Below are 26496 nucleotides of genomic sequence, written 5' to 3' on the forward strand. Positions count from 1 at the left end.
CGGTGTGGGCGCGGCCCCCTATAGCTTGTTGGCGGGAGAGACGACTATGCAATACAGGCTGATCAGGGTCGCGGCGAGCAGGTAGTAGCCCACCGACTGGATGCCGTAGTGCAGTTGCAGCCAGGTGGCGATATAGGGCGCCAGCGAAGCGCCCAGAATGCCCGACACATTGAAAGCGATGGATGAGCCGGTGTAGCGCACTCGGGTGGGGAAGGGCTCGGCCAGGGCGGTGCCCATCACGCCATAGTTCACGCCGAAAATAGTCATGCCCAGCATGGCGAACACGATGATGCCGGTGTCGCCCGAGGTCAGCAGCGGGCCGACCAGGAAGGCGAAAATGCCCGTGGCCAAGGCGGTGCCGATCAGCACGCGGCGACGGCCCAGCTTGTCGCCCAGCAGGCCCGCGATGATGGTCGCGCCGCCAAAGAACAACGAGGAATAGAGCTGGATGGTCAGCGCCTCGATGAAGGGCATGCCGGCCGTTTTGACGTTGTACGACAGCAAATAGGCCGAGCAGATGTAGAACATGACAAAAGTCATGAGGCCCAGGAAGATACCCAGAAAAAGGCTGCGCTTGTGATGGCGGAACAGCTCCATGGCGGGCACGGCCACCTGCTCGCGCTTTTCGGCGGCACGGGCGAATTCCGGCGTTTCAGTGATCGAGAAGCGTACCCACAGGCCCACGGCGATCAACGCGGCCGATGCCAGGAAGGGAATGCGCCAGCCCCAAGACAGCAGGGCTTCCTGCGAAATGAAGTGCATGAGCGCCCAGAACGCGCCGGACGCTAGAAACAGCCCGACTGGGGCGCCCAGTTGGGGAAACATGCCGTACCAGCTCTTGTTTTTCTCGGTGGCGTTTTCCGTGGCGAGCAGCAGCGCGCCGCCCCATTCGCCGCCCAGACCGAAACCCTGGCCGAAACGGCACAGCGCGAGCAGCAAAGGCGCGACCACGCCAGCGGTCTCGTAGCTGGGGAGCAGGCCGATGACCACGGTGGAAATTCCCATGGTTAGCAAGGCGGCGATCAGGGTTTTTTTGCGGCCAATGCGATCGCCATAGTGCCCAAAGACCAGGGCGCCTACCGGGCGAGCGAAAAAGGCGATGGAGAAGGTGGCGAACGATGCGAGCAGGGCAGTCGTCGGATCGCTGTTGGGAAAGAACAGCGTCGGGAACACCAGCACGGCGGCGGTTGCGTAAACGTAGAAGTCGAAGAATTCGATGGTGGTGCCGATGAGGCTAGCGGTCAACACCTGGAATGGGGAGTTGATACGTCGTCCAGCGGGAGCGCTGGGGGCAGAAGCGGAAGACATGGAGGCTCGTTCGATCAATAAACAACAGCGCGCCAGCAAAGGGGCGCGCGCGATTCTTGGCACGCGGGGTGTCACCGTGCAGCTTTTGGATGCGCAGCGCAGGCGTAGGTTTGATCCGGGTAGGAGGCCTGCCAGTGGCAACTAGGCACGCTGAGAGAGGCGGCGCGGCGCACGCGAGGCGCGCTCGTGACGTATGACGAGGCAGACTTATGGAGGTACTGCAACGGGGCGGGCTGGCCCTCGGCGATGCTCGGCCGCAGATATGGCGGGACGATGAGAGTGTAGCGCAGCATTAGAGCCATCACAAACCATGCAAAATATAAGCTGCCCTGTATTTTGTATAAAAAATGTATGGATATATGCCCTCAAGCGGCTGCGCTCGGGGCGGGATGTCGGCGCAGGGGCTAATCTGCCTATTTTCTGCAGGCCGCTTCCAGATAGACATAAGCAAACCGCCGCTTGCGGCCGCAGGCGTTGATGCGATAGGGCTAGGATAGACCGCGAGGCTCAGTCTGCGTCAGGGGTCGAGTTCAAGAGGGGATTTCCATACAATCACGGAAGGTGTGACCATCATGCTTCAGCGGAACGCGCCGGACCCTCGGCGCGCCCCGATGGGGGATGGCAAGCTTGCGCCGGATGCTGCCGACAACGGCGGGAGGCGGGTTCCGGACATCATGCTTGACCTTGCATCCTGAGCCCGTCTTGGCCGGCGGCGCTGGCTGGCGTCGCCGTAGCGGGCGCAGCACTCGCGATGCCCAAACGGTCTTCGCCTATGAAAAATTGCATACAGGCGCGAATATAAGTTTGTATGGCATCCGGCCACCATGCAGAAAGGATACATGCAGTATGAGCAGAAAGAAGGGCAATGTAGCGGAGCTGTCTTGGTTGAAACCCCTGTCACCGGGCAGGGGGCCGCGTTATCAGCAGATTGCGCAACAAGTGATCGATGCCGCGCGCGAGCAACGCCTGTTGCCGGGCGATCGACTTCCCCCGCAGCGCGAACTGGCGCAGCAGTTGGGCGTGGACCTCACGACCGTGACCCGTGCCTACAATGCCTTGCGCGCTTCCGGTCTGCTGGCCGTGCATGGCGCCCGCGGGACCTATATCGCCTTACCTGCTGAAATCAGCGGCGACGCCGGGTCTACCGTGGATCTGAGCATGAATATCCCGCCCTTGACCGGTAGTGTCGCGTTTGGCCGCGCCTTGCAGCTAGCGGCCGCCCATGCGCAGGCGCGCCTGTCCAAAGATGCCCTGATGAGCTATCACGTCGGGCCTGGTGCGGCGCTGGACCGTGAGGCCGGTGCATTATGGTTACGCCCGGTCTTGGGTCGTATCGAGCGCGCTCGGGTGATTGTCTGCTCGGGCGCGCAGACGGCGCTGGCTGGGCTGATGCTGGCGCGCAGCCGTGAAGGGGATGGGGTGCTGACCGACACGCTGACCTATCCGGGCCTGCTGGCTGCCGCCAGCACCTTGCGCCGGGAGATTTGTCCGGTGCCTGGCGATGAGCAGGGCATGTTGCCGCAGGCGTTGGAGCAGGCATGCGTTGCGCGCCGCCCGGCGCTGCTCTACCTCAATCCGACGATACACAACCCGACCACCATCACCATGTCGGCTCCGCGGCGCGCGGAGATTTACGACATCGCCAGCCGGCACGGCGTGGCTATTATTGAAGATGATCCCTATTACTTGCTGGCAGGCGATGCGCCGGCGCCATTCGCCAGCTATCAAGGCGGCGCGCCGGTGTTCTATGTCAGCACCCTGTCCAAGACCCTGGCGCCGGGGCTGCGCACCGCCTATATCGTGACGCCGGCCGGCGAGCCGCAAGCGCCGCTGCTCGATGCGCTGCGCTCCATCACGCTAATGCCCTCAGCCTGGATGACGGCGGTGGCGACCCAAATGATAGAAAGCGGCGCGGCGCAGCGATGGCTGGGAGAGGTTCGTGCCGAGCTGGAACGCCGTCAGACATTGGCGGCCGGTATTCTTCCGACCGCTTCGCTGGCCCATCCTGGCGGCCTGCATCGCTGGCTGACCTTGCCGCCGGGTTGGGATGAGCACCGTTTGATCCGGGCGGCCCAGGATCAGGGTCTGGGCGTGACCCCCTCGGCAGCCTTCAGCGCGCTAGACCGCGTGCCCCACGCTGTGCGCATCTCTCTGGGAGGGGCGGCTGATCTGGCCGCCCTCGAAATCGGCCTGCGCCGTTTAGCAGGCATTCTCGCCGACCCGGGCCTGCCCAGGGTCTCAGGCGTGGTGTGAGCAGAAGCGCCGCCCTGCGCGAATGGATGTCGACCGGCCTGACTTGAGGCCTGCCTGTCTCGCGTCAAACTTGAAACGCCGGCGCCGGGCGGGCGGTTTATCGCTTTTCTGAGCAGCGGCCATGCAGGCCTCTATTGAGCGTCTGTCCTGGAATCTTGGGCGGGCCAGCAGCCTGCCAGCACAGACCCGATTCTTGGTGAGGCGCAGGCTGGAATGTCGCCGCGGGTCTGTCATGGCGCGCAGGCGGTGCGCCGCACGCCGGCTGTTATTTCACGGCCTCTTGCGCAGGCAGGGGGAGAGCGCCACTATAGGAAACGTCGTTGTTGGTTCTAGATGTGTCACCATTAAATAAATTGGCAACAATTTAGGGGACATATTAATGTCGCGGGTAAAATTCGCCAAACTCAGCCCGGAGAGCGCTCCTATGTCACAAGCTCCAGTACATGCATTGCCGTCCTACCTCGATGCCGAGCACCTCGGTCCTTGGGGGGTTTATTTGCAACAGGTCGATCGCGTCACGCCCTACCTGGGCTCGCTGGCGCGTTGGGTCGAGACGCTCAAGCGTCCCAAGCGCGCCCTGGTCGTCGATGTGCCCATCGAGCTGGACAACGGCCGCATTGCCCATTTCGAGGGCTATCGCGTGCAGCACAACACCTCGCGTGGTCCAGGCAAGGGCGGCGTGCGTTTCCATCAGGACGTGACGCTGTCGGAAGTGATGGCGCTCGCCGCCTGGATGTCGATCAAGAACGCAGCCGTTAACCTGCCTTATGGCGGCGCCAAGGGGGGGGTGCGCCTGGACCCGAGGCTGTTCTCGCAGTCCGAGCTGGAGCGCGTCACGCGCCGCTATACCAGTGAAATCGGCGTAATCATCGGGCCGTCCAAGGATATTCCCGCGCCTGACGTCAACACCAACGCCCAGACCATGGCGTGGATGATGGACACCTACTCGATGAACGAGGGGGCCACGGCCACAGGCGTCGTCACAGGCAAGCCCATCGCCCTGGGCGGCAGTCTCGGTCGTGTCGAGGCGACCGGTCGCGGTGTTTTCGTGGTGGCCTGCGAGGCGGCCCGTGATCGCAACGTCGAAGTCGCCGGCGCCAAGGTCATCGTACAAGGTTTTGGCAACGTGGGCGGCACGGCCGCCCGTCTGTTCCATGAGGCAGGCGCCAAAGTGATCGCTGCTCAGGACCATACCGGCACCGTCCATCATGCGGCCGGGCTCGATGTGCATAAACTGCTGGCCCATGTGGCCGCAACGGGTGGTGTAGGGGGCTTTGCGGGTGCCCAAGCGCTCGACAACGCAGAGTTCTGGGGGCTGGAAACCGACTTCCTAATCCCCGCTGCATTGGAATCGCAAATCACGGCCGTCAATGCGCCCAAGGTGCGCGCTAAGATTGTGGTGGAAGGCGCCAACGGCCCGACCACCCCCGAAGCCGACGACATTCTGCGCGAAAATGGCATCTACGTCGTTCCCGACGTGTTGGCCAACGCTGGCGGCGTGACCGTGTCGTACTTCGAGTGGGTGCAGGATTTCTCCAGCTTTTTCTGGAGCGAGGAAGAAATCAACCAACGCCTGGAACGCATTATGCGTGAAGCCTATGCCGGCATCGCCCAGGTGGCCCGCGAACATAATGTCACCTTGCGCACGGCCGCCTTCATTGTGGCCTGCACCCGCATTTTGCAAGCGCGCCAGGTGCGTGGTCTCTACCCCTGATTAGCCGGTCCTCTCAGGCCGGTTGTTCCAGGAAAACCGCAGGGCTTGCCCTGCGGTTTTTTTTCGCGATGACGCCATATCGCAATGCGCTGAACTGGGCCAACGTTCACGCACGTTCGGCGTAGCGAGGCGGCTAGCGACAATATCCTGCTGCGCTGCCGCTAAGGGGAGCGCTCAGGGTTTGCCGAGGTATTCGGGTTTGATGATGCCTTGCAGCGCGCTCCAGGGCAGCAGCAGTTCCGGTTCACCTTGAGAGTAGGGCGCGATGGAATAGGCATCGTACTTGGCGACCAGACCATCGCGGCTAAAGGCGACGTTATCCGTGCTCTGAAAGGGCCATATACGGTTATAGGCGACCGGATCACGCTTGGCGTCTTCGTTGCTGGCCAGCCACTGTTGGTGCGCCTGGCGTAGCGCTTCCACGTATTGGGCGCGTCGGCCGGGAATGAGCAGGTCATCCAACTGCAACAGATGACCGCCGGCCAGTTGCCAGTTGAGGAATACCGTGGCGGGGATGCCGTGGGCGGCGCCGGTGAAATACTGTCCCGTGTGCAACTCGACCGAGACCACACCTTGTCCGACGTTTTTCACGCTGGCCTTGAACACCGTCGCGTCGCGGCCTTGGGCCGTGCGCCAGAAATACTGAGTGAATTCCGACAGATTGTTGTATTGGCCACGCAGTTTACTGTCGATGCCGGTGAGGCTGGCCAGGGTTTCATCCACGGCCAGCGACAGCCTGGGAATGTCGGGAAAGGCGACGCTATCGATTTCTATGGTCGGGCACTCCCCTTCGCAGCCGGGTTTGCTGCCTTTCCATTCGATGCGTTGCGTGCGGACTTCCCCGATGCTGCTGGCCGCGCCAGGCTGCGGCGCGCTCTGCGCCGTAGCGCCGGGAGGAAGACTGATGGTGGCCGGCGGCGCGCTGGAGCAGGCCGCCAGAAAGGCGAGGCTGGCGCAGGCCGCCAGCCGCAGGGATGAGGAAGGGAACATAAGACCTCGCAGGCGAATACCTGTCCCGGATGGGACGGCTCAGGGTACCAGCGTCAGCCACTCCTGGGTGCCGAATTTTTCTTCGACTTGGGCTTGGGCCCGAGCCAGCACGCCGCTGTCTAGCGGCACCTGGGTGAGTGGGGCCATATTGCGGAAGGTCTGGATCATGCGCTCGATGATGACCTCTCGCGCCAGACCAGTTTGGCTGCGTAGCGGATCAACGCGCTTTTTGGCGCTGGTCGTACCCTTATCCGAGAGTTTCTCGCGGCCGATGCGCAATACCTCGACCAGCTTGTCAGCGTCGATGTCATAGGCCATGGTGACATGATGCAGCACGGCTTTGCCACGGCGCGCCTGGGCGGCGCCGCCAATTTTGCCGGCATCGGAGGCGATGTCATTGAGGGGCTGATACCAGGCTTTGATCCCCAGATCATGGAGCGCCTTGATGACCCAAGCGTCAAGAAAGGCGTAGGAGTCTTGGAAGCTCATGCCGGCCACGAAATCCTGGGGAACGGAAAGCGAGTAGGTAATGGTGTTGCCGGGCTCGATGAACATGGCGCCGCCGCCGCTGACGCGGCGCACCACGGTGACGCCGTGGCGAGCGGCGCCGTCGGGGTCGACTTCGTTTTTCAATGATTGGAAGCGGCCGATGACGACGGCCGGCGCGGCCCATTCCCAGATGCGCAGCGTCGGCGGACGCAGGCCCGCCCCGACCTCGTCGGTGATGAGCGCATCGAGCGCCATATGCGTAAGCGGCATCTGAGGCGCTTCATGCAGCAATTGCCAGTCGTAGTCTTTCCAGTCGGGGCGAGTCATGCGAGCGCCCTCCGTACGACGACGGCCACGGCATCCGGCGAAAAGCCGAATAATTCGGCGTCAGCGGGCAGGGCCCGGGCGACCGCCTCGCTCAATTGCGCTTCATCTGCCTCGGCCGGCAGACCGCTCAGGGCGTGGTTGATGGCGTCCAGGGCTTCGGGCGGCTCAAGAAAAAAATCCCCGCTGATCCGAACATCGGTCAGCAGGCCGTTATGCACCCTCAGATCGGCGACGACGAGTTTGCCGCCGGGAACTTTGTATTCGCCATGCATGGCTGTCTCCGAAAAATTAGGGCAGCGTGAGTTTCATGCCCGTATGCGTCGCATGAAAGCCCAGCTCAAAAATAACAAGAAGTCGCGCGGCGCTCTGCGTTCAGGCGGCGGGTGCAGCCAGGGCTTTTTCGATATCGGCAACAAGGCTGTCGGGCGCGTCAGTCGGCGCGTAGCGGGCCAGCACCTGTCCGTCGCGGCCGATCAGGAACTTGGTGAAGTTCCATTTGATAGCCTCGGTGCCCAGCACGCCGGGTTTTTGCGACTTCAGCCAGCGAAAGAGCGGGTGAGCGTCGCCACCATTGACGTCGATCTTGGCGAACAGGGGGAAGGTAATGCCGTAGCGGGTGTCGCAGAACCGGCGGATCTCGTCGGCATCGCCGGGTTCCTGGCGGCCAAATTGGTTGCAGGGAAAGCCCAGCACCGTGAAACCCTGCGCTCCGAAGCGCTGATACAGCGCCTCTAGGCCGGAGTATTGCGGCGTGAAACCGCATTGGGAAGCCACGTTGACCACCAGCACGACTTGACCACGCCATTGCGATAAGGGAATGGGCTCGGCGCTGAGGGATGGTGCGCTGAAGTCATAAAAGGTGGTCATGCAGCCTCCGGTGAAAACGAGCCAGACTGGCCCGGCCGTCAGTGTAGCGCGCCCGACGGCGCAAAAATCGCATTCGCTAGTAGTCAACCGCTATCATGGCGCCTGTTCTCATTTGAATCCCTGGAGTCCCATGCAAGCCCTGACTGAACGCCTGGAGGCCATGTTGGCCCAAGGCCGAGACAATCTGCTGCTGCGCTTTTCCCTGGGTAAGGCCTATGCCGAGCAAGGTGAGCTGAGCGCGGCCGTCACGCATCTGCGCGCCGCCCTGGGGTTTGACCCCAAGTATTCGGTGGCCTGGAAGTGGCTGGGCCGGGCGCTCCTCGACGCAGGCGACCCCCAGGGCGCACGGCAGGCCTGGGAGGCCGGCATGCAGGCCGCCCAAGAGCATGGCGATCAGCAGGTCGTCAAAGAATTGACCGTCTTTCTGCGCCGCCTCGAAAAACAGGGCTATTAGTCGCCCAGCGCGGCGGCAGGGGGCAGGCGCGAGAAGGCCTCTATGGCCCGCAGGCGGCTGCTTTTCAGATCGACGATTGCTTTTGGGTAAGCGCTCGCGCGTCGCTGCGCGTCCGATGGTTCATGAATGGATTTGCTGTCCAGATTGGCGAGTTCGGGCAGCCAGCGGCGAAGAAAAACCCCGTCAGGGTCAAATTTCTGGGATTGCGTAATCGGATTGAATACTCGGAAATAGGGAACGGCGTCGGCGCCCGTGGAGGCGCTCCATTGCCAGCCGCCATTGTTGGCCGCCAGTTCGCCGTCGATCAGATGAGCCATGAACCAGGCTTCGCCCAAACGCCAGTCGATCAGCAGATTCTTGGAAAGAAACATGGCGCTGATCATGCGCAGCCGATTGTGCATCCAGCCGGTCGCCAGCAATTGACGCTGAGCGGCGTCAACGATGGGAATGCCGGTGCGTCCTGCCCGCCAGGCCGCTGCGTCCTGCGGCGCGTCGCGCCAGGCGAGGTAGGCGGTCTCAGGACGCATGGGCTGATGCATGGACAGAGCCGGATAGGCTGCCAGCAGATGCTGATAGAACTCCCGCCAGAGAATTTCGGTTATCCATACGCGAGGCCCGGTCTGTCCGCTATCTATTTCTCCCTGGTTGGCCCGCAGCGCGGCACGCAGGCATTGCGCAGGGGACAGGACGCCGCAGGCCAGATAGGGGGAAAGGGCGCTGGTTCCGGGCACGGCGGGCAGGTCGCGGCGTTCGTGATAACGCATCAGACCGTCGTCCAGAAAGGCACGCAGGCGTTCATGCGCAGCCGTTTCTCCTGCTGGCCAGAGTGTGGCGGCCTGAGCGGGAAATTCCGCACTGGGGGGCCAATCGAACTCGGCTGGTGCAAAGGCAGGCCCCTGGGCTTTGGGAGCGCGCACGGGCGCGGGCGGGGCCACGCGCAGTTTTTCGCGGCAAGCCCGCGCGTAAGGGGTAAACACCCGGTAGGGGTCTCCCTTGCCGTTGCGCACGCTGCCAGGGGGCAACAGGGTGCCTCCCTGATGCACTTCGAACGCAATGCCCTCGGCTTGCAGCCGCTGCGCGCAGGCCCCATCACGGCGGCGCTCATTGATGCCCCACTCGGCGTTGACATGTACGCTTTCGATCCGGTGCTGCCTGCAAAATTGGGCCAGGGCTTGAGGCGCTTCTGACCAGTCTTGCAGCGTGATTACCGACAAGTCGAAGCCCAGCTCGGCCAGCGCCTGATGTAGGGCCACGAGATTGCGGCGCCAGAAATCGATTTTGATTGCGGCATCGCCATGCGATTGCCATTGGCCCGGCGCGGCGAAAAAAAGCGCGTGGGTGTGGCCTTGCGCGGCGGCGGCGGCCAGGGCGGGGTTGTCATGCAGGCGCAGATCGCTGCGCAGCCAGACCAGCGTGTTCATCAGCGGAAGGAGCCAAGGGGGGTGGGGCGTCATTCTAGCCGTTGCGTCCTAGAGGATGAAAGACTCTGGGAAGGATGTGACCAACTGTGCCAATCTCGTGGCGCCGCCGGCCTGGCGGTCAAACCATGAAACAGGTGGGCGGCGCTGCGGCTTGACGTTAAGGCTTCAGGATCATGTAATCGTCCTGCCAAGAACAGACGAATACAAGTTTTATGGGACATCTAGCGGATCTGCACCGGCGCTTCAGCCGCGCCCGAGCCAATCAAAGCAAAGGCGGGGCTGCCTCGATAGAGGCCTTGCACGATATCTGGAGTGAGGCCGGCTTGCCCGATGTCTCCCTCGAGCATGTCGCGCTGCGTGGTGCTGAGCCGGTTCTGCCTTCCTCGTTTGCCGTGGGCACGGCAGCTCAGGTCAGTATCGCTGCTGCGGGCCTGGCCGCAGCGGAGATCTGGCATTTGCGCGGCAGGCCGCGCCAGCAGGTCGCGGTTGATATGCTTGCGGCCGCGCAGGAGTGCCGCAGCCATTTTGTGATCAATGGCGTAACCCCCGATCTCTGGGACAAGCTATCGGGCAGCTATCGCTGCGGTGACGGGGGCTGGGTGCGCATTCACGCCAATTTCGCGCATCACCGGGATGGGGCGCTGGCGCTGTTGGGATGTCCGGCCGGCGCTACACGCGAAGACGTAGCCCAGGCCTTGCAGCGCTGGAAGGCGCTGGAATTCGAGCAGGTGGCGGCCGATGCCGGTCTGGTGGTGGCGGCCATGCGCAGCTTCCATGAGTGGGATGCCCTCCCGCAGGCCGCTGCGCTGGCCGGTCAGGCCTTGGTCAGCATCGAGCGCATCGGCGACGCCGATCCCCGGCCATGGCCCAAATATGGCCCCGAAGCCCGGCCCCTGCAAGGCATTCGCGTGCTCGACCTTACCCGTATCATCGCCGGCCCGGTTGGTGGGCGCACCCTGGCGGCTTATGGGGCCGATGTGATGCTGGTCAACTCGCCACATCTGCCCAATATCGACAACATCATCGATACGAGCCGGGGCAAGCTTTCGGCCCATGCCGATCTGGAAACCGCAGACGGCCGTATCGCGTTGGGCCATCTCTTGCGCAGCGCTCATGTGTTTATGCAGGGATACCGGCCGGGCGGGATGCAGGCGTTGGGGTTTGGCCCGCAGGAGGTTGCGCGTATTCGCCCGGGTATTGTCTACGCCTCCTTGTCGGCCTATGGTCCGCAGGGTCCGTGGGCTGCCCGCCGGGGCTTTGACTCTCTGGTCCAGACGGCCACGGGTTTTAATCAGGCCGAAGCCGAGGCGGCGGGGCAGTCCAGCCCCAAGCCCTTGCCGATGCAGATTCTGGATTACGCCTCGGGTTTTCTCATGGCGTTTGGCGTGCAGGCCGCGTTGGCCCGTCAGGCGACAGAAGGCGGTAGCTGGCATGTGCGCGTGTCGCTGGCGCGAACGGGTTTGTGGTTGCGTAGACTGGGCCGCGTGCCGGGCGGCTTATCCTGTCCGATGCCCGAGATCGGCAGCCTGCTTGAAACCTCGCCATCCGGGTTTGGCACCCTGAGCGCCGTTCCACATGCGGCCCGGTTTTCGCTTACGCCCGCAGGGTGGGCGCGTCCCTCCGTACCGCCGGGCACCCATCCGGCAGCTTGGCCATCTTCCTAGACTGCTAGACTGAGCGCTTTGTTGCTGGAGATTCCCGATGCCTCATTCCGCCACGATTTATCACAATCCGCGTTGCGGCACCTCGCGCACCGCTTTGCAGGCGCTGCAGGATGCGGGCTATGACGTGACGGTGATCGAATATCTGAAAACCCCGCCATCGCGCCAGACGCTGGCAGGCCTGATTCAGCAAGCCGGTTTGCAGGTGCGTGACGCCATCCGTGCCAAAGAGGCGATTTTTCAGGAGTTGAAGCTGGATGATCCGCAGCTGACGGACGAAGATCTGCTGAATGCGATGCTCGACAACCCGATTTTGATCAATCGCCCCTTTGTCATGACGGAAAAGGGCGTGCGCCTCTGCCGTCCGGCTGAGGTCTTGAACGACATACTGGGGTAAGGCAAGTCCCATTCTCGGTTTTTCGCCTATCGCCTGATAAAACGCTGGATAGAGTGCTCTCTCTTATTACACATAGGAGAGAGTGATGTCTGTTTTGCGCAAATCTTTGCTTCGTCCCTCGCTGCTCGGGCTCAGTCTCGCCTCGGGCATGCTGGCGCTGCTATGGCTGGCGCCCGCTTCGGCGCAGTATGTCGGGCCCCAGGTCAATCCCAATATGTCCATCAGCCAGATGATGAAAAACGCACCGGATGATGCCCATGTCACGCTGCGCGGCCATCTGGTGCGCCAGATCAATCACGAGAAGTACCTGCTCGACGATGGCACCGGCCAGATCCGGGTGGAAATCGACCCCCATTTGTTTCCACGCGGTACGCCCGTCGGCCCCCAGACCTTGGTTGAGGTCTCGGGAGAGCTGGATCGCGAGCTTGTCGGCTTATCCGAGGTGGACGTGAAATCGCTGCGCATCATCCAGGACGGGGCGGCTGCCCAACCCGCTGTCAAAGCCCCCGCTCCGTAACAGCCAGGCCCGTCCATTGATTTCAGCCTGGGCCATGGCCTTCGGGACGGGGCCGGCCCTCTCTATGCTGCGGGCGTTCGCCGTCCTGTCTTTCCCGCTTACCCCCATTGATGCGGTTTTCGCCGGAGTGATCGGGATGCAGCCCCGGCGCAGTCGGCATATCGTGGTGCGGTGCCCGTTTCATGTCGGGCGCGCCGGCTCTGGCCGTCCCTGAGCCGCCCCGACGCGGTTCGGGCCGTCGGGACTGCTATTGGTCCTATCGCTCTTAAGCTAATCGGAATTAGGCCACATACGGGCGGGATAAATGCCCAATAGCCTGTCCATTAAAGCGCATCAGTCAGGTCGATTGATTACAAACTCGTCGATCTGAGTCCACCCTTGGATTTGATGAGCCGTGGCGGGCCGACGGCAGGCGTTCTGCGCACGCAATTGACTGAAGGCCTGGGGTTATTATGCGGGACAGGCCTTTTCCGCGTTCCTACACTATGACCGATTATCGCCCCGACACCTTGCAAGACGCTATCGCTGACGCCATTCGCACGGCGACGCAGGGGGCGGGCAGGGTGAACCTCTTGATCGCCGGTAAAACCGGCGTGGGCAAGAGCACACTGGTCAACACGGTGTTTCGCGGTGAACTGGCCCGAACGGGCGCAGGCAAACCGGTGACGCAGTCCACGCAGGCCTATACCCGGCCAGGCCATCCCCTGACCATCATCGACACCCGCGGCTTGGAGATGGCGGATTACGCCGGCTCGCGCCAGGCACTGGCGGATCTCGTCCGTGAGCGGGCTGCTGCAGAGGACCCGAACCAGCATGTCCATGCCGCCTGGCTGTGTATTCAGGACAGCAGCCATCGTATCGAAGACGCGGAGGTGGATCTTTGCGGCATGTTGGCGGATCAGGGCATACCTGTGATCGTGGTGTTGACCAAGGCAAGAAAAAACAGCGTTTTTCTGGCCGAGGCGCGCCGTCTTTTACCTCGTGCCAGGACAGTGGTGGCTGTGCGCGCCTTGCCCGAATGGATCGAAGAGCTGGACGCCGAACTGCCACCGATGGGACTGGACGAGTTGATCGGAGCGACGGCCTCTGTCGTTCCCGAAGGGCAGCAGCGGGCCTATGCCAATGCCCTGTCCACCCGGCACCAAAAAGCCCTGGAAGTAAAAAAAAAGCGGGCTGACATCGAGGTGAGCGTCGCAGCCGGGCTGGCTGCTTCGGCCGCTGCTGCGCCTATTCCGTTTTCGGATGCGTTCGCACTGGTGCCTATCCAGGTAGGCATGATTGCCAAGATCGGTATCACCTTCGGCATGGAGCTCGATACGGCGGCGATCACCACGCTGGTGACATCCACCTTGGGCGCATCGGCGGCAACCCTGATCGGCCGTTCGGTGGTTTCGGGCATGCTGAAGTTCATCCCGGGCGCGGGCAGCGCGGTGGGCGGCGCGATCGCCGCCACCACCGCCGCCACGATTACCAAGCTGCTGGGTAATGCCTATGTGGCGGTGCTGTATGACTTCTGCCAGAAGCACCCCGGCAAAGACATCGATCTGGCAATGATCGCGCAGGCACTGAAGCAACGCCTGCCCGGCCTCTGAGGCTGCCTGGCCCCCCTGGCCGCGCTCAGGTGGGATGGTCTGCCCGGACGATGCCGCAGCGTTTGTGAGCACGCATCACAACCGCCACATCACTGTTGAGCACGCCCTCTCGCTCACCCAGGCGGCGGGTCACGACATCCCAGAGCTGGGCGCTGTCCTGACACAGAACATGCCAGAAAAGTTGCGAGGCGCCGCTGGTGCCGAACAGGCAGCGGGTGTTGGGGTCGCGGGCCAGATGATCCGCCAGCGTGTTGACCGCCTGGGGGCGGACCTGGACTGACACCACGGCTTCAACCGGAAAACCGACGAGTGCGGGCTCCACCTCGACCCGGAAAGACAGCGCGCGCCGCTCCACCAGGCTTTGCAGCATGCGTTGTGCCGTCGGCTCACTCACTCCGCATTGTTCCGCCAGTTCGGCCAGGCTGGCGCGTCCGTCGCGCTTGAGCCAGGCGGCCATGCGTTGTTCCGCATCGTTGAGCCCCGCGGGGGGGGCAGCGGGCATGGCGTCTGGCGCCTGATAGCTTTCAGCACGGATACGCCATTGGCCCGCACGCCGGAAGGCGCGCAGCACCAACCGCGCGTCGACCCGTTCGACGCCCGCCATGGAGGGCAGGACGCGTGTCACCAAGTCAGGCATATCGGCCTCGTCGGCCAGTGTCAGTTCTGCCATCAGATCTGCCGATCCGGCGAGGGTGACGACCAATTGGCAGTTTTCGAGACGCGCCAGCCGCTCGGCGACATCGGGTATGCAACCGGCCCGGCAACGCATCCAGGCATGCAGGACCACGCCGCGACCGGCTGCCAGGGGATCGGTTTCGGCGATGACGCGCAAGGCTTCGGTATCGAGCAGGCGCTTGATACGCCGCGCGACGGTGCGCTCGGCGATGCCAGAGGCTGCGCCCAGCTCGCGCCAGGAGGCGCGCGGGTCCGCCTGTAGGGCAATCAGACAGGCGAGATCCGTGTCATCTATTGGGGGCATTAAGGGCTTACCCTTACTTGACGTGTCAATATCCATTAAATTAACTTTCGCGGATTGCTAAAAAATTAAAAATTAGCATTTAGTTTGACGATAAATAAACCGCATTTGAGGATTTCATGAGCAGTCCCTCCCATTCCCAGCGCGCCAAGCAGGGAGCCGCCACTGCGCCTGTGTCGCGCGCCCGCACCATTCTGGCCGGCAGTGTAGGCAATGCCGTTGAATGGTTCGACTGGACCATTTACGCGTCTTTCGCCATTTTCTTCTCTAGCCAGTTTTTTCCTGAAGGGAATGAGACCGCCGCCTTGTTGGCGACCTTCGGCATTTTTGCCGTCGGCTTTTTCATGCGGCCCGTGGGTGGGTGGCTGTTGGGCATTTTCTCGGATCGCTACGGCCGCAAGGCGGCGCTGGGTTTGACGATTCTGATGATGGCCGGCGGCTCGCTCATTATTGCCGTGACCCCGACCTATGCAACGATAGGCCTGGCCGCGCCCCTGTTGCTGACGGCCGCCCGGCTGTTGCAAGGCCTGTCTCTCGGGGGAGAGTATGCCTCGGCCACGACTTTCCTGGCGGAAATGGCGCCGCCCAAGCGGCGGGGGTTCTACTCTAGCTTCGTGTTTTTTAGCGCGGCGGTCGGTATTCTCGCTGCATCGGCCGTAGGCTGGCTTCTCACTTCGACCTTGAGCAAAGCCGACATGGCGGCCTGGGGCTGGCGCATCCCCTTCCTGTTGGGCGCGCTGGGTGGTCTGGCAGGTCTGTGGATTCGCCGCGCCATTCCGGAGACGGAGGCGTTCTCGGAAAGCAAGAAGGCAGGCGTGGAAAAACAGCCGCTGCGCACCTTGTTGCGCGAGCACCCGGTGGAAGTGCTGCGCATCGTGGGCTTTTCCATTTTGACGACCTTCGCTTTCTATATATTCGTGGCCTATGTGCCCACCTACGCCATCCGTCAGGTGCAGGCTGACCCCAAAGTGGCATTTGCCGCCAACACCGTCGCGCTGATCGTGTTCATGTTGGTTCAACCCCTGTTTGGCGCCTTGTCGGATCGAATTGGACGTAAGCCGCAGCTTATCGTCTTCGCTGCGGGTTATCTGGTGTTTTTCTATCCGCTGATGACCACGCTGGGCCCGTCTTTCGGTTCTATCCTTTTGGTGGAATTGTTTGGCCTGGTGCTGTACGCCATGTACACCTCGATTGCCCCCGCCATCATGTCCGAACAGTTTCCCACCAGCGTGCGCGCCGTCGGTATTGGTACGCCGTATAACCTGGTCGTGGCCTTGTTGGGCGGCACGACGCCCTATCTGCTGACCTGGCTGCAAAGCAACGGTATGGAACGCTGGTTCTTCTACTACGTGCTGGCTGGCGCGGTGATTACGCTGTTCACCTTTATCCGCATGCCCGAGACCGTGGGACAGAAGCTTCGTTGACGCAGTTGTGGCCTTCGGCCCCCAGGGCCGGACAGCGCCCGGAATTCCGTTTGCAGGCGTTCCGGGCAACCCGCAAAGCGGGTTTTTTCAGGAAATTTCATGTCTGAACACGATACCGCCCTGCATTTCCAAGACGCCCTGGAGATTGGCCGCCAGATCCGGCAAGGCCGTCTGAGCGCCCGTCAGGCCGCCACGCATTTTCTGGATCGCATCGAGCGGGGCTCGGCGCTCAAGGCTTTTACCGTGGTGACCGCTGAACGGGCCCTGGCGCAGGCAGATGCCGCAGACCGCCTGCTGGCCGCCGGGCTCGCGCTTGGCCCTTTGCATGGTGTGCCGGTCGCCGTGAAAGACTCCGTGCAATGGGAAGGCACCGAGGCGACGTTGGGCTCGCAGGCGCGCGCAGGGCAGATCAGCACACAGACGGCAGCCGCATTGCGGCTGTTGGCCGCTCAAGGCATGGTGGTGTTGGGTAAAACCCGCATGACTGAGTTCGCCTTCGGCCTGTCGGGGCAGAACGTCACGCAGGGCACGGCCCGTAATCCCTGGGATGCGGCGCTCGCCCGCGCGCCGGGCGGTTCTTCGAGCGGTTCGGGCGTGGCGGTCGCAGCGGGCCTGGCCCCGATTGCCCTTGGCGGAGACACAGGGGGGTCCGTGCGTGCGCCCGCAACCCTGAATGGCCTAGTGGGCTATAAGCCTTCGTCGGGTCTCATCAGCCGCGCGGGTGTGCTGCCGCTCTCGGATACCCTGGACGTGCTTGGTCCGATTGCGCGTTCGGTGAGCGATGCCCGGGCGCTGGCCACCGCGCTGGCCGGCCCGGATATCGACGATGAGGCCACGCTGGCCTTGCCACCGTCTTGTGTGGCGGGGCTGCGGCGTCCCGCTTTGCCGGTTGCCGGTCCTTTGGCTGTGCTGGCGCCCGAGGCCTGGCCCGCCTTGCTGGACGCGGACACCATCGCGCTATGGGAGCGGACGCTGACGCGCCTGGCTCAATCGGGTATTGCCCTGGAGACCTGGACGCCTCCTCAGTCGCTGTCTTTCGCACGCATGGCGCAAGACAACTCGGTGGTGTTGGGCTACGAGGCCTATCGTTATTACGGCGAGCTGGCGCGAGACGCCGCGCAACCGCTTTGGAGTGTTGTGCGTGATCGCATCGCTGCGGGCGGGCGCATCAGCCCGGCAGAATACGAAGCCGTGCTGCGCCGCCGTCAGGCGGACATGATGGCGTTTTCTCAGGCGATGCACGGGTTTGGCGCCTTACTCATGCCCGCCAGCGATCAGGCCGCGCAGGCTCTCGATCCGCAAGACCTGCGCCATGCCGGACTGGGCCAACTCCTGCGTCCGGCCAATTTTCTGGGCGCGGCGGCGATTTCCCTGCCCGGGGGCTTTGATGAGCAGGGCATGCCAGGCGGGGTTCAATTGATGGCGCCCGCCGGTGGCGACGCGATCTTGCTGGATTGGGCGGCAAGCCTGGAACCTGTCTTGGCCGGGCCGGCGCGCCGGCCGGATCTGGCAGCCTGGGGCCTATAAGGCTCGCGCATTGAGCGCGGCGCAGCAAGCGCGGTAAGCGTACTAAGCGCTCGGCCTTACTCAGAACACCGGCCCGGCATGCCGGGCCGGTTTGCCCTTAGTGCGTCTGCGCCATGGCGCGCGCCCGGCTCGGGGCGGTTTCGCGCAGATACTCGTCAAGTGAGTCATCCACAGCATCCAGCCAGCGGGTGTGGTGGCGCGAGGCCTTGGTTCCTGTCATGACCGAACGGTAGCAGCGGTCACGATAGCCCATGATGTCGCGCTTTTTATCCTCTTTCCACTGCAGAAAGATGGTGTTTACGGCATCGATGTCGAAGTCCGGGTAGTCGGTCTGGGCGATCAGGTTGCTAATGTAGCGCCCCTGGAACTCGTACATGGAGGCGGTGCAGCTAAGGCTTTCTTCGTAGTCACGCCAGCGCTGGCTGTCGGCGCGCATAGCCTGCCGCGGCGGCAACGCAATGCGGCCCAACATCACGTCGCGGGCGAACCAGGCCTGGGCGTCGAACATATTGAAGCTGTACCAGAGGTCCTGCATCCCGAGATAGAACAGGCGCGGATTGTCTTCCCAGACCACGCCCTGATAGAGGCCCAGCGGCCAAAGGCGGTTGTTGGTCGAGAGCGTCAGTTCCTGTGGCAGAAAGGGGAAATGATGTTGGTAGCCGGTGCAGAGGATGATGGCGTCCACTTCTTTGCTTGATCCGTCGATGAAATAGGCTTTGTTGCCGTTCACGCGCTCCAACTGCGGGCGTTCCTCCCAGCCTTCGGGCCAGTCGTAACCCATGGGCCGGCTGCGGTAGGCCGTGGTGATCGAGCGGGCGCCATACTTGTAGCATTGCGAGCCGATGTCTTCGGCGGAGTAGCTGCTGCCCACGATCAGCACCTGTTTATCGCGGAATTCGACCGCATCGCGGAAGTCATGGGCGTGCAGAATGCGACCGGTAAAACGCTCGAAGCCCGCGAAGTCCGGGACGTTGGGCGTGGAAAAATGCCCGGTCGCCACGACGACATAGTCAAAGACCTGCGACGTTTCTTCCTGCCTGCTGTAATCCTGCGCCGTCACGGTGAAGGTCTGGCTGCTCTCATCGAAGGTAATCGCTTTGACGACGGTGTTAAAGCGGATGTACTTGCGCACCCCCGCCTTCTGGACACGGCCCTGGATATAGTCCCAAAGGACTTCGCGCGGCGGATAAGAGGAAATCGGGCGGCCGAAATGCTCGTCGAAGCTGTAGTCGGCGAATTCCAGGCATTCCTTGGGGCCGTTGGACCAGAGGTAGCGATACATGCTGCCGTGCACCGGCTCACCATTTTCATCCAGGCCGGTGCGCCAGGTGTAGTTCCACATGCCTCCCCAATCGCTCTGCTTTTCATAGCAGACGACTTCGGGCATGTCCGCGCCTTGGGCGTGGGCGTCTTGGAAGGCGCGCAACTGTGCCAGACCACTGGGGCCAGCGCCGATAATGGCTACGCGAATCGTCATAGAAAGTTCCTCCACAGGAAGTTCGTAGAAAAAAAGACAACACGATCCCTATCCCGGCGTATGAACGCGGGAATCAGAGACAACAAGGCAGGGGAAGACGCGCTAGGCCGCGGGTGGAGGAACCGGGCGTTTGCGCAGTTGGGCCAGAAGCACGTCGCGCGGGGGAATGGCCGCAGAGAAGAGCAGCGTCAGCAGGCGCAGATAGGCGGGCGTGACGAGAGTGAGGAGGGGAGTGTGCGGGGCCGGCCCCTGTCCGCGGCTGCGTTGCGCTTGGCGGGGGCCGGATAAGCTATAGATGCAATGACTCGCTGTCATACGGGATTTTTTCCTTTTCTTATGCGTGGGCAATACCTTGAGCGCCACGTTGACGTCTGCTCAGAACAAACTTGACGGCTGGTGGCCGTTTGGGAATGGGCCGCGCCGTGTGCGGCCTGTTGCAAGGCAGCCCCCTGGCGCATGCGCTGTCGGGCCGGCGGTGACAAAAGCGACAGAGGAGCGCGCAAGCCGCGCGGCCTCTGATAGATTCCCTTGCCTGACTGCCAGGGCTGGCGCCGAGGTCGTCTGCAATACGGGTGGATGGCAGAGCTTCTGAGCTGAAACTGAGCAATGCCGGTAGATCAAGTCTGTTTTGAGTCAGACCTTATCACCATAAGCGCATTTGGCGAGGATGGCAAGTCAGGCGTTGCGCGCCTAGGGTTCAACCGTAGAGACCGGCGGTTTGCGAAATCTCGGCAGCATGGTGTTTGAGCAGATCCAAGGTCTGCTGTTCGGTCTGCATGAGATGAGTGGGGCCCATGACGGTCAGCGCAGCAATGATAGTGCCCGACAGATCGAACACGGGCGCCGAGAGCGAGGTGAAATTCGGCAGTAGCGTATTGCGGCAGCGGCTGAAGCCCTGCGCCCGGATGCGCGCCAGCATGTCTTCTACCTCGGCCTCAGTGTTGGGGACATCGTTGCGCGACGGGTCGGCCAGCGGTTCGCGCAGGGCCAGTTCATCGCGCACCAGATCCGCGATGAGCGCAGCAGGCAGATGCGCGGCAAAATTGCGCCCCAGCGCCGACGACAAGAGGGGCAACACACTGCCCACACGCAGCTCCAGCAGAGGCTGGCTTTTGCCGCCTTCCACACGATTAACGATGGTCGGGCCTTTATTGCCCCAGACGCCCAGAAAGACGGTGTGTCCACTGCGAGCGCTGATATCCATCATGGCAGGCCGGGCAAGTTTATAGACGTCGAACTGCTCCAGAGCGGCCACGCCCAGCTTAAGCGCATAAGTGCCCAGCCCATAGTGACCGGTGTCCGGCTCTTGTTGAACGATGCCTACCCGTTGGAAACTGACTAGGTAGTAATGCGTGTTGGCGACCGTCAGAGCGCTTTCCTCGGCGATGCGGCTGAGCGGCAGCGCCGAGCCGGCGCGCATCAGCACATCGAGGATTTTGAATCCTGTTTCGACGGATTGAATGCCGCGCTGCGCTGCTTTCTTGGCAGCATCGGCCGGGGCAGCTTTGTAGGCGGGTTTGGCAGCTTGATCAGGCGTTGACATCGCATTTCACGGAATTGGACGGGCCGGCCGTGACTGTACTATCAAACGGCCAGCCCTGCCGCAAAGCGGGCGAAACAGCGACGGCTGCCAACGGCGTTAATAGCGGCCCGACAGCAGGGCGCCAAAGCCTGGGACAGCCGTGCCGAGCTGCAGCTTCTTGAGCATCTGGTACGTGGTGGCGACTGATGACGAGATGACAGGAATACCGACGCGATCCTCGATGGCTTGGATCGAAGGCAGCGAAGGCATTTGCACACAGGCCGAGGCGACCACAACATCCACGCCACGGGTGTTGAGTCGCTTGGTGATGTCGATGGGCGCGCGCGGGTCCTGACGCCCGACTTCCAGGTTGTCGGGGATCTCGAGCGAAAGGCTGTCCACGACTTCGATGCCTTCGTTCTCGATGTAGTCGATGACCAGTTGGGTGAGCGGCTTCATATAGGGCGCGAGCAAGGAAATGCGTTTGGCGCCCAGCGCATGCAGACTGTCAACCAGGGCTCCCGCGCTGGTTACCACGGGCGCGGCGGCGCCATTATCGGCCGTGCGTTGTCCTAAGCGCTGCTCGGAAACGCGGTGATAGCCGCGTCCCATGCTCATGATGGCCACCAGGCAGGCATAGCCCAGCACATCGACACGCGCATCGGAAAGCTCCAGCGCGCAGCGGTCGCTATCCGCATCCATCGCCGCCAGTTCTTCCTTGGTGACCTGCTTCATGCGCATGCGGCTGGAATGGAAGGTGAAGCGTTCGGGCTCGATGGCCTCGCGTGCGCGCAAAATGGCTGGGATTTCGGTTTCCATCGTGGTGTTTGACGAGGGCACTATCTGGCCGATGCGATAGGAACGCGCATTCATGACTGAGGCTCCTCGGGCAACTGGACGGCGGGCAGGCCGATATTCAGGTCTTCGGCCGCCTGGCTATCGTCAAAGCGGGCTGGGTACAGGGCGCGGCGATTGACGCGCAGATCGAACACGTCGAAGCGGTTGTAATGGCCGACGATGTCATGCATCTGGCGGGGCTGTATGCAGCGCGACAAGTCGATCTCGGCATAGACGATGCCTTCGTCGTCGATCAGAGGCTCGCCTATGCAGCGGCCGTCCGGGCCGATAAAACCAGAGAAGGCGCTGTTGCGCCGTGTCAACAATTCGCGCGCCTGCGGGAAATCGCTCTCTAGCGCGCGGATAATTTCCTCTGAGATGGTCGAGCAGGACACAATGGTGAACAACTTGCCTTCGAAACTATGGGCAGCGGAGCGGACTTTGATGGCATCGGCCATGTCGTAGTCGTTCGGTGCAACAGGCAAAGCGATGTAGTTCGCCACATGCACCAGTTCTCCCTGGGCCAGCAGCGCGAAGCGCGCCAGGGTATTGGTGTTTTCTCCGCAGGCCAGTGCACCCAGCGGGCCGATCGAGGTGTTGTGCACGCGCAGCGCCGAGCCGTCGCCAGGCGTCCAGGTAAGCTTTTCCGCCCAGGTAGGCACCAGCTTGCGGTGGCGGCCCAGGATACGGCCGTTATCCCCGATGGTGACCAGGGTGTTGTAGATCGTGCCGATACCGTGGCGGCTGCGCTCATTGACACCAACCACGACATTGATGTGGTGGCGGGCGGCAGTAGCGGCGATTTTTGCGATTTCGGGGCCAGGCAGCTCGATGGCCGAGCGTGCCAGGCGCTCGAACCAGGGACTGCCCTGCACTGGGTTGCCGATCCAGCTCCAATAGGGATAGCCGGCCACGAATACTTCCGGGAAAGCGACCAGTTGCGCGCCATTGCTGGCGGCTTCGGCGATCAGGCGCAGCACTTTATCGACGGTGGCGTCGGTATCGAGAAAGACCGGGGCAGTCTGGACCGCCGCCGCTTTGAAACGGGGGAGTTCTAGCATAGGAGTATCAGGCTCAAGAAAGAAAGAGGAAGGGCAGGGCCTTGCCCTGCCCGGACGGAGTGCTTCAGGCGCGCGCGTCGTGGTCGATCGCTAGGGCGCGGGTGTTGGGCAGCAGGATGACCCCCAATACGCCGACCACGGCGGTGACGGTGACCGGGTACATAAGGCCGCCGAAGATATTGCCGCTAGCCTGGGCCAGATAGGTGGCCGTAAAGGGTACGATGCCGCCGAAGATGCCGGCCCCGATGTGATAGGGGAACGACAGCGCCGTGTAGCGGATGCGGGGCGGGAACAGTTCCACCAGATAGGAGGCCACCGGCCCGTATACCATCGCGACCACCGCGGTCATCAACACCAGGATGGCGATGATGGCCAGACGATTGACAGCCGTCGGGTCCGCGCCCTTGGGATAGCCGGCCTGCGTCAGCGCCTGGCGATAGGCGGCGGCATCAAAACCATTGACGGTCGCGCCGCCCACTGACATGGCGATCTGCTGACCCGGCACGGGAACCGCGTACTCGAAGTTGATCCCTTGCGAGACGAGGAATTTCTTGGCCTGCACGCAGAGTTTTTTGTGATCCAGGTGGGTGCCTACCAGCGCCGCTTGCAGACCAAACTCGCATGCGCCGCCGCTTGTTTCCGCGTGAATCAGGACCGGCGTGGTTTGCATCGCGCGGGCCAGGGCAGGATTGCCGGCCTCGAGAAGCGCGTTGAACATGGGGTGGTAACCCAGCGCGGCAGTGAACAGGCCACCCATCATCAGCCATTTGCGGCCAATCTTATCGGACAGCCAGCCAAAGAGCACAAAGCTGGGCGCGCCGATCAGGAAACCGATGATTAACAATTGATTGACTTGCTGCTGGCTCAATTGCACTGCCTGTTGCAGGAAGATCATCACATAGAACTGGCCAGTGAAATAGGTAGCTCCCTGACCTGCGGTAACGCCGACCAGCGCAATCAGAACCAGTTTAAGGTTGGCCCATTGCCCGAATGTCTCCTTGACCGGATTACGCGACAGACGATTCTGCTGCTTCATGCGGGTAAATACAGGAGATTCGTGCAATTTGGCGCGCACATAGACGGAAATGGCCAGCATCACGATGGACAGCAGGAAGGGCAAACGCCAGCCCCACTGGCGAAAGTCCTCGGCGCTCATGCTGGCCTGGGTGCCCACAATGACCAGCAAGGACAGCACCAGCCCGGCCGACGAGGTGATTTGAATCCAGCCGGTCAACAGGCCGCGACGTTTGGGCTCGCAATGTTCGGCCACGTAGATAACCGCGCCGCCGTACTCTCCTCCAACGGCCAGGCCCTGAATGACGCGCAGGGTCAGCAGCAGAATCCATGACAGGTGGCCGGCGCTTTCATAGCTCGGCAGGCAGCCGATTAAAACGGTGGCGCCGCCCATCATCACCACGGTGACCAGGAAAGTGTATTTGCGCCCCAACTTGTCACCGAGGTAGCCGAACATCACAGCACCCAAGGGGCGAATGATGAAGCCTACGGCCAACGCGCCCAAGGCGGCCAACAAAGACACCGTGGGATTGTCCTGCGGGAACAGCACCTGGCTCATGAATACAGCCAATGCGCCGTAGATGAAAAAGTCATACCACTCGAACAACGTGCCGACGGTGGACGCAATGACCACCTGCCGCTCTTCCTTGCGGCTAAGGGCGGGTAAGACCGCGGGCGACGGTGCGGCGGCGGGTAATGTACTCATTAAAAACCCCTTGCTTAGTTTTGGCTTTATCAAACTGACATGACATTATCAAATTTTTAATCGTGATCGAGTAACTAGGGTTAGCCCGGATAGATCGATTCGTGGGGAATTTGTCGCTGGTGCATATTCCCCTTACCTTGCAAGCTTTGGTCCGGCCGAGGCTTGCTCAGGGAGGGATATGAACAAATAGATCTTCGTGAATGGGGTGGATGCGCTGGGCGAACCCTTGCATATCGTGCTGCGGGAGGCGGGTATCGAGACCTTTGGGCCCGAACGGCCGGATACGGCCCAGGCCGAGGTGCTTGACCTCAAGGGACAGTTGGTTCTACTCGGCTTTGTGAACGGTCACATTCATCTGGATAAGCGTTTCGTCGGCGAGAAATGGCATCCGCACGAACCAGTCAAGCGATTTCGTGATCGTCTCGCCGTCGAAAAGCGCGAACTGGCGGCAGCAGCGTCTATCGAGGTGCGCGCCAACGCCTTGCTGCGCCTAGCCGCCAGTTGGGGTACCCTGGCCATGCGCAGCCATGTTGACGTGGACGCCTCGACCGAGCTGACACATCTGCATGCGGTAATGCGTGCCTGCGAGCGCTGGCGCAGCGTAATGGACATAGGCTGGTGGCCTTTCCACAGGCAGGTGTGCTGTCCTGTCCTGGTACGGCACAGTGGCTGGAGGCGGCGCTGCGTGAAGGGGCGCAAGTGATCGGCGGCATAGACCCAAGCAAGCTGGACGGGGATGCCGATGGACAACTGGATGTCGTGTTCGGCCTGGCCGATCGCCACAGCGCAAAGATCGACATCCACCTGCACAAACCGGGTGAAATCTGCGCCGCGCAACTGACACGTATTGCCAGGCGCACGCGCGCAATGGGCTTGGGCGGGCGTGTCGCCGTCAGCCATGCCTATGGCCTGGGGGATCTCGATGACGGCGAATTGGACCGGCTGGCGCAGTTGCTAAGCGAAGCGGGTGTATCAATCATGACTAATGCGCCAGGCCATCGCGCTTTTCCGCCGGTTTTACGTTTGAGGTAAGCGGGCGTCCGGATTTTTTCCGGCAACGACAATATCCAGGATGCCTGGTGGCCCTTCGGCAATGGCGATATGTTGCAGCGAGCCATGCTGGTCGCCTATCGCAGCGGCTTTTATACCGATGAAGCGCTACGCGTGGCGCTGGAAATGGCGACGGAGGACGGTGCCCAGGTGCTGGGCCTGCAAGGCTATGGCCTGCGGCCGGGCAATGTGGCGAATTTCGTGGTGCTGCCTGCGCCCAATGGCACTGCGGCCTGGCGACGGCGCCTGCGGCGCGCACGGTGGTGCGCCATGGGCGTCTGTGGCGCGTCAAGTTTGACGGGCCACAGACATAACACCCTTATGGCCCGCAACGGGCCGGCGGGTTTTACTTCAGTTTGGCCTGAACTTTTTCAATCGCCTTGAGGGCGCAGGCCTCATCGAGCTGGCCTCCCGGAGCGCCGCCTACGCCGACCGCACCGATGACCTCATTGCCGGCCTTGATGGGCGCGCCGCCCGCCAGAACCAGAAAGCCCTCAACCGCGGCCAACTGGCTGGCGGCAGGGTTTTTCTGGATGTTGTCGGCCACGGTGGAGGTCAGGTTGCGTGTCGATGCGGAGGTGTAGGCCTTGCGCTGTGCGGCATTGACCGTATGCGGTGCGGCATTGTCGGCGCGCATCAGGGCGCGCAGCGTGCCGGAGCGGTCAACCACGGCGGCCGTAACGTTGTAGCCTTCGGCCAGGCAGATCTGCACGGCCTGCTGCGCGATGTCGGCAGCGATTGTCAGCGGCAAGTTTTTTTCTTGCAGTACTTGGGCGCTGGCCATCGGCGACAAGGCGGTGGCCATCAGGGCAAACAGGGCGGGGCGGATAAGCGTCATGGAGGTCTCCTGAAAAAATTATCTGCCGGGTGCAGCATCGCTAGCTTGACCCGCAGACCGTCCCTAGGCAGATG

Annotated in this window: 23 protein-coding genes and 1 pseudogene; 11 read left to right on the top strand and 13 right to left on the bottom strand. The window is 62.3% G+C overall.

Translation table 11 applies throughout. The annotated features are described in order from the left end of the window. Positions 1-18 precede the first annotated feature (18 nt). Positions 19-1308, bottom strand: coding sequence for an MFS transporter (locus U0029_RS08845; protein WP_114852489.1), 1290 nt, complete (start codon positions 1306-1308; stop codon positions 19-21). An 846-nt stretch (positions 1309-2154) separates the two neighbouring features. Between U0029_RS08845 and U0029_RS08850 the strand changes: the two genes are divergently transcribed. Together U0029_RS08850 and U0029_RS08855 are read left to right on the top strand one after the other, a co-directional pair. Further along, on the top strand, positions 2155-3561 hold the full coding sequence (locus tag U0029_RS08850; RefSeq protein WP_114852490.1) for an aminotransferase-like domain-containing protein: 1407 nt from the start codon (positions 2155-2157) through the stop codon (positions 3559-3561). Positions 3562-3985: 424 nt separating this feature from the next. Then, positions 3986-5275, top strand: a complete 1290-nt coding sequence (locus U0029_RS08855; protein ID WP_114852491.1) for a Glu/Leu/Phe/Val family dehydrogenase — start codon at positions 3986-3988, stop codon at positions 5273-5275. A 174-nt stretch (positions 5276-5449) separates the two neighbouring features. On the opposite strand, the gene U0029_RS08860 is transcribed toward U0029_RS08855, so the two are convergent. From U0029_RS08860 to U0029_RS08875, 4 genes are all read right to left on the bottom strand, one after another. Then, complete coding sequence (locus tag U0029_RS08860; protein WP_114852492.1) at positions 5450-6265, bottom strand: RsiV family protein; 816 nt, start codon at positions 6263-6265, stop codon at positions 5450-5452. A gap of 39 nt (positions 6266-6304) precedes the next feature. Beyond that, a complete protein-coding gene (locus U0029_RS08865) occupies positions 6305-7081 on the bottom strand; it encodes a lipoate--protein ligase family protein (RefSeq protein WP_012417504.1) in 777 nt (258 codons plus the stop codon). After that, positions 7078-7353 (bottom strand): lipoate protein ligase C-terminal domain-containing protein, encoded by a 276-nt coding sequence (locus tag U0029_RS08870; protein ID WP_012417503.1) that lies wholly within the window; start codon positions 7351-7353, stop codon positions 7078-7080. The genes U0029_RS08865 and U0029_RS08870 overlap by 4 nt, the downstream gene beginning before the upstream one ends. Positions 7354-7453: 100 nt before the next feature. After that, entirely contained in the window at positions 7454-7948 is a 495-nt protein-coding gene (locus U0029_RS08875) for a glutathione peroxidase (protein ID WP_114852493.1), read from the bottom strand. A 130-nt stretch (positions 7949-8078) separates the two neighbouring features. On the opposite strand from U0029_RS08875, the gene U0029_RS08880 reads away from it, so the two are divergent. After that, positions 8079-8402: a tetratricopeptide repeat protein gene (locus tag U0029_RS08880; protein ID WP_012417501.1), complete on the top strand. Its 324-nt coding sequence runs from the start codon at positions 8079-8081 to the stop codon at positions 8400-8402. Here the strand turns inward: U0029_RS08880 and phrB are convergent. Continuing rightward, positions 8399-9823, bottom strand: a complete 1425-nt coding sequence (gene phrB / locus U0029_RS08885) for a deoxyribodipyrimidine photo-lyase (protein ID WP_039051770.1) — start codon at positions 9821-9823, stop codon at positions 8399-8401. The two genes, U0029_RS08880 and phrB, sit on opposite strands and share 4 nt — an antisense overlap. A gap of 212 nt (positions 9824-10035) precedes the next feature. Between phrB and U0029_RS08890 the strand changes: the two genes are divergently transcribed. The 4 genes from U0029_RS08890 to U0029_RS08905 all read left to right on the top strand — a co-directional run bounded on the left by U0029_RS08890 (position 10036) and on the right by U0029_RS08905 (position 13990). Further along, positions 10036-11487 carry a CoA transferase gene (locus U0029_RS08890; RefSeq protein ID WP_114852494.1) on the top strand — a complete coding sequence of 484 codons (1452 nt, stop codon included), beginning with the start codon at positions 10036-10038 and terminating at the stop codon, positions 11485-11487. Positions 11488-11524: 37 nt separating this feature from the next. Beyond that, positions 11525-11881, top strand: a complete 357-nt coding sequence (gene arsC, locus U0029_RS08895) for an arsenate reductase (glutaredoxin) (RefSeq protein ID WP_114852495.1) — start codon at positions 11525-11527, stop codon at positions 11879-11881. An 85-nt stretch (positions 11882-11966) separates the two neighbouring features. Next, positions 11967-12398: a YgiW/YdeI family stress tolerance OB fold protein gene (locus U0029_RS08900; protein ID WP_012417497.1), complete on the top strand. Its 432-nt coding sequence runs from the start codon at positions 11967-11969 to the stop codon at positions 12396-12398. Between the two features lie 485 nt (positions 12399-12883). After that, a complete protein-coding gene (locus tag U0029_RS08905; RefSeq protein WP_114852496.1) occupies positions 12884-13990 on the top strand; it encodes a GTPase in 1107 nt (368 codons plus the stop codon). Between the two features lie 25 nt (positions 13991-14015). Here U0029_RS08905 and U0029_RS08910 read toward each other — a convergent pair whose 3' ends face one another. Next, positions 14016-15005 (bottom strand): Lrp/AsnC family transcriptional regulator, encoded by a 990-nt coding sequence (locus U0029_RS08910; protein WP_114852497.1) that lies wholly within the window; start codon positions 15003-15005, stop codon positions 14016-14018. An 80-nt stretch (positions 15006-15085) separates the two neighbouring features. Between U0029_RS08910 and U0029_RS08915 the strand changes: the two genes are divergently transcribed. Next, positions 15086-16390 carry an MFS transporter gene (locus U0029_RS08915; protein ID WP_012417493.1) on the top strand — a complete coding sequence of 435 codons (1305 nt, stop codon included), beginning with the start codon at positions 15086-15088 and terminating at the stop codon, positions 16388-16390. Between the two features lie 99 nt (positions 16391-16489). Then, the gene (locus U0029_RS08920; RefSeq protein ID WP_114852498.1) at positions 16490-17917 is read left to right on the top strand and encodes an amidase; all 1428 of its coding nucleotides are present in this window, start codon (positions 16490-16492) and stop codon (positions 17915-17917) included. A gap of 97 nt (positions 17918-18014) precedes the next feature. Here U0029_RS08920 and U0029_RS08925 read toward each other — a convergent pair whose 3' ends face one another. The 5 genes from U0029_RS08925 to U0029_RS08945 all read right to left on the bottom strand — a co-directional run bounded on the left by U0029_RS08925 (position 18015) and on the right by U0029_RS08945 (position 24534). After that, entirely contained in the window at positions 18015-19394 is a 1380-nt protein-coding gene (locus tag U0029_RS08925; RefSeq protein ID WP_114852499.1) for a flavin-containing monooxygenase, read from the bottom strand. Positions 19395-20091: 697 nt separating this feature from the next. After that, the gene (locus tag U0029_RS08930) at positions 20092-20937 is read right to left on the bottom strand and encodes an IclR family transcriptional regulator (protein WP_114852500.1); all 846 of its coding nucleotides are present in this window, start codon (positions 20935-20937) and stop codon (positions 20092-20094) included. 96 nt (positions 20938-21033) lie between these two features. Further along, positions 21034-21789, bottom strand: coding sequence for a maleate cis-trans isomerase family protein (locus tag U0029_RS08935; RefSeq protein WP_114852501.1), 756 nt, complete (start codon positions 21787-21789; stop codon positions 21034-21036). Continuing rightward, positions 21786-22814: a carbon-nitrogen hydrolase family protein gene (locus tag U0029_RS08940; protein ID WP_114852502.1), complete on the bottom strand. Its 1029-nt coding sequence runs from the start codon at positions 22812-22814 to the stop codon at positions 21786-21788. The genes U0029_RS08935 and U0029_RS08940 overlap by 4 nt, the downstream gene beginning before the upstream one ends. A gap of 64 nt (positions 22815-22878) precedes the next feature. Beyond that, positions 22879-24534 (bottom strand): MFS transporter, encoded by a 1656-nt coding sequence (locus tag U0029_RS08945; protein WP_114852503.1) that lies wholly within the window; start codon positions 24532-24534, stop codon positions 22879-22881. A 196-nt stretch (positions 24535-24730) separates the two neighbouring features. Between U0029_RS08945 and U0029_RS08950 the strand changes: the two genes are divergently transcribed. Both U0029_RS08950 and U0029_RS08955 read left to right on the top strand, forming a co-directional pair. Continuing rightward, positions 24731-25237: an amidohydrolase family protein gene (locus U0029_RS08950; protein ID WP_236824227.1), complete on the top strand. Its 507-nt coding sequence runs from the start codon at positions 24731-24733 to the stop codon at positions 25235-25237. Continuing rightward, positions 25174-25968, top strand: a pseudogene (locus U0029_RS08955) (amidohydrolase family protein). Before U0029_RS08950 ends, U0029_RS08955 begins: the two are co-directional and overlap by 64 nt. Here the strand turns inward: U0029_RS08955 and U0029_RS08960 are convergent. Further along, complete coding sequence (locus U0029_RS08960; protein ID WP_012417489.1) at positions 25931-26422, bottom strand: GlcG/HbpS family heme-binding protein; 492 nt, start codon at positions 26420-26422, stop codon at positions 25931-25933. The pseudogene U0029_RS08955 and the gene U0029_RS08960 sit on opposite strands and share 38 nt — an antisense overlap. Positions 26423-26496: the final 74 nt, after the last annotated feature.

This window comes from Bordetella avium, assembly GCF_034424645.1.
Lineage (GTDB): Bacteria > Pseudomonadota > Gammaproteobacteria > Burkholderiales > Burkholderiaceae_B > Bordetella > Bordetella avium.

Coding starts and splice junctions, on each gene's coding strand:
- U0029_RS08845 (WP_114852489.1), bottom strand. CDS start 1,308: ATGTCTTCCGCTTCTGCCCCCAGCGCTCCCGCTGGACGACGTATCAAC.
- U0029_RS08850 (WP_114852490.1), top strand. CDS start 2,155: ATGAGCAGAAAGAAGGGCAATGTAGCGGAGCTGTCTTGGTTGAAACCC.
- U0029_RS08855 (WP_114852491.1), top strand. CDS start 3,986: ATGTCACAAGCTCCAGTACATGCATTGCCGTCCTACCTCGATGCCGAG.
- U0029_RS08860 (WP_114852492.1), bottom strand. CDS start 6,265: ATGTTCCCTTCCTCATCCCTGCGGCTGGCGGCCTGCGCCAGCCTCGCC.
- U0029_RS08865 (WP_012417504.1), bottom strand. CDS start 7,081: ATGACTCGCCCCGACTGGAAAGACTACGACTGGCAATTGCTGCATGAA.
- U0029_RS08870 (WP_012417503.1), bottom strand. CDS start 7,353: ATGCATGGCGAATACAAAGTTCCCGGCGGCAAACTCGTCGTCGCCGAT.
- U0029_RS08875 (WP_114852493.1), bottom strand. CDS start 7,948: ATGACCACCTTTTATGACTTCAGCGCACCATCCCTCAGCGCCGAGCCC.
- U0029_RS08880 (WP_012417501.1), top strand. CDS start 8,079: ATGCAAGCCCTGACTGAACGCCTGGAGGCCATGTTGGCCCAAGGCCGA.
- phrB (WP_039051770.1), bottom strand. CDS start 9,823: ATGAACACGCTGGTCTGGCTGCGCAGCGATCTGCGCCTGCATGACAAC.
- U0029_RS08890 (WP_114852494.1), top strand. CDS start 10,036: ATGGGACATCTAGCGGATCTGCACCGGCGCTTCAGCCGCGCCCGAGCC.
- arsC (WP_114852495.1), top strand. CDS start 11,525: ATGCCTCATTCCGCCACGATTTATCACAATCCGCGTTGCGGCACCTCG.
- U0029_RS08900 (WP_012417497.1), top strand. CDS start 11,967: ATGTCTGTTTTGCGCAAATCTTTGCTTCGTCCCTCGCTGCTCGGGCTC.
- U0029_RS08905 (WP_114852496.1), top strand. CDS start 12,884: ATGACCGATTATCGCCCCGACACCTTGCAAGACGCTATCGCTGACGCC.
- U0029_RS08910 (WP_114852497.1), bottom strand. CDS start 15,005: ATGGATATTGACACGTCAAGTAAGGGTAAGCCCTTAATGCCCCCAATA.
- U0029_RS08915 (WP_012417493.1), top strand. CDS start 15,086: ATGAGCAGTCCCTCCCATTCCCAGCGCGCCAAGCAGGGAGCCGCCACT.
- U0029_RS08920 (WP_114852498.1), top strand. CDS start 16,490: ATGTCTGAACACGATACCGCCCTGCATTTCCAAGACGCCCTGGAGATT.
- U0029_RS08925 (WP_114852499.1), bottom strand. CDS start 19,394: ATGACGATTCGCGTAGCCATTATCGGCGCTGGCCCCAGTGGTCTGGCA.
- U0029_RS08930 (WP_114852500.1), bottom strand. CDS start 20,937: ATGTCAACGCCTGATCAAGCTGCCAAACCCGCCTACAAAGCTGCCCCG.
- U0029_RS08935 (WP_114852501.1), bottom strand. CDS start 21,789: ATGAATGCGCGTTCCTATCGCATCGGCCAGATAGTGCCCTCGTCAAAC.
- U0029_RS08940 (WP_114852502.1), bottom strand. CDS start 22,814: ATGCTAGAACTCCCCCGTTTCAAAGCGGCGGCGGTCCAGACTGCCCCG.
- U0029_RS08945 (WP_114852503.1), bottom strand. CDS start 24,534: ATGAGTACATTACCCGCCGCCGCACCGTCGCCCGCGGTCTTACCCGCC.
- U0029_RS08960 (WP_012417489.1), bottom strand. CDS start 26,422: ATGACGCTTATCCGCCCCGCCCTGTTTGCCCTGATGGCCACCGCCTTG.